3 protein-coding genes are annotated in these 1902 nt (G+C 65.1%); all 3 read right to left on the reverse strand.

Going from position 1 to position 1902, the window contains the following annotated elements; all coding sequences use genetic code 11:
* Nucleotides 1-229 (reverse strand): ATP-binding cassette domain-containing protein (locus EN906_RS32525; protein ID WP_127375698.1); only part of this gene is annotated, 229 nt, incomplete at its 3' end.
* A gap of 2 nt (nucleotides 230-231) precedes the next feature.
* Complete coding sequence (locus EN906_RS32530; protein WP_127268597.1) at nucleotides 232-936, reverse strand: ATP-binding cassette domain-containing protein; 705 nt, start codon at nucleotides 934-936, stop codon at nucleotides 232-234.
* On the reverse strand, nucleotides 933-1902 hold a 970-nt coding region (locus tag EN906_RS32535; protein ID WP_164777543.1), incomplete at its 5' end, for a branched-chain amino acid ABC transporter permease. The genes EN906_RS32535 and EN906_RS32530, both read right to left, overlap by 4 nt.

The raw sequence follows: 1902 nt of genomic DNA on the forward strand, positions 1-1902 counted from the left end.
CTGCCCGCGCGCGGCGGAATGCTGGCGCGTTGGTGAGGTCTTTATCACCGAGACCCACCGCGCATCCGCTCGCTCGCAAGCCGCCGGCGATGACGCGCAGCAGCGTCGTCTTGCCTGCGCCGTTGCGGCCAAGCAGGCCGACGACTTCGCCGGACGCGACACTGAGGTCGATGCCGTTCAGCACCGGGAGCAGGCCGTAGCCGGCCGAGACGGCAAGTGTCCGCAGCATGCTCAGCGCCTCCCCAGATAGACGTCGCGGACCATCTCGTCGGTCTCGATGTCGTGGAAAGGACCGCTGCGCAGTCGGCGTCCCTGGTGCAGCACCAATGTCTCGCAGTTCAGCGCCCGCACGAAGCGGATGTCGTGCTCGACGGCAACGATCGAGAACTCGCCCTTGAGCCGCAGCAGCATGTCGGCCGTCGCCAGCGTCTCTTGTGGTGTCATGCCGGCGGTCGGCTCGTCGAGCAAAAGCAACTTTGGCTCTATCGCCAACGCCATCCCGATCTCCAGCCATTGCTTCTGGCCATGCGCGAGCTCGCCGGCCAGCGTGGCGGCACGGTTACCGAGCGCGACCAGTTCCAAGAGTTCACCAACCGGGCGCACTGGCGAAGGCGCGCCCCAGCGCGCGACCTTCAGATTGTCCTCCACCGAGAGGTTCGGGAAAACCGAGGGAATCTGGAATTTGCGGGCGATGCCGAGCCGGGCGATGCGATGCAGCGGCAATCCGGCGATGTCATGGCCGAGGAAGCGCACGCTGCCGCTGGTCGGACGCAGCGTGCCGGTCAGCACGTTGAGGAAGGTGCTCTTGCCAGCGCCGTTCGGCCCGATGATGCAGCAAAGTTCCTTGTCTCGTACGGCGAGGTTCAGAGCCTCCAGCGCCTGCAGTCCGCCAAAGCGGATACCGACATTTTCAGCCTGCAGCAGGATGTCGCTCATTGCGCGCGCCTCCCGCCCTTGAACAGGTCTTTCAGCCGCGCGTAGATCGACAGGATGCCATCCGGCAGGACGAAGACGATGATGACGAAGACACAGCCGAGCAGCAGCGGCCACAGGCTCGGGTTGAAGCTGCTGATCGTCTGCTGCGCGCGCTGAATGAAGATGGCGCCCAGTACTGGCCCAAGCAGCGTGCCGCGTCCGCCGACCGCCACCCAGACGATGACTTCCGTAGACAGAAGCAGCCCGGACAGATCGGGTGCCACCAGCCCGGCCATACAGACATAGAGGGCGCCGGCAAGGCCGGCGATCGCCGCCGACAGGACGAAAGTGACAAGCAGCCGCAATGGCGCGTTGTGGCCGAGCGCGGCCGCCCGGATTTCATTGTCTTGAATGGCGGTCAGCACTGTGCCCCAGCGGCCACGGCTGATCAACCAGAGCGCCAGCACCGTCATGGCGACGATGGCCGAGACGAAGATGTAGCTGGGCAGATCCTGGCTGAGATCGACGTGCAGCCCGCCAAGATCGAACTCGATCGGCGGGATGCCGATCAGGCCGCTGTCGCCGCCGGTGACCGAGCTCCAGGAGACCGCGGCCTGCTGGCAGATGACGCCCATGGCCAGCGTGACGATGGTGAAATAGCTGCCACGGATGCCGCCGAAGAACAGGAAGTAGCCGATGATGGCGGCGACGAAGGCCGCACCCGCCACCGCACCCATGATGCCGAGTAAGCTTCCAAAGGGGATGGCATCATTGAGTGTGACCAGCGCCATGATGTAGCCGCCGATGCCGAAAAAGGCGGCGTGGCCGAAACACAGGATTCCGGTGCGGCCCCAGAAGAAGTCGAGGCTCGCCGCGAACAGGCCGAAGATCAGCGCGTCGCGGATCACCGTCAGCTGATAGCCGCCGGCAAAGAGCGGATAGACGACCGCGAGCGCCACGCAGATGGCGAAGATCAGCAGCCAGTTG

The organism is Mesorhizobium sp. M7A.F.Ca.CA.004.06.1.1 (genome assembly GCF_003999135.1).
Classification (GTDB): domain Bacteria; phylum Pseudomonadota; class Alphaproteobacteria; order Rhizobiales; family Rhizobiaceae; genus Mesorhizobium.

Coding starts and splice junctions, on each gene's coding strand:
- EN906_RS32530 (WP_127268597.1), bottom strand. CDS start 936: ATGAGCGACATCCTGCTGCAGGCTGAAAATGTCGGTATCCGCTTTGGC.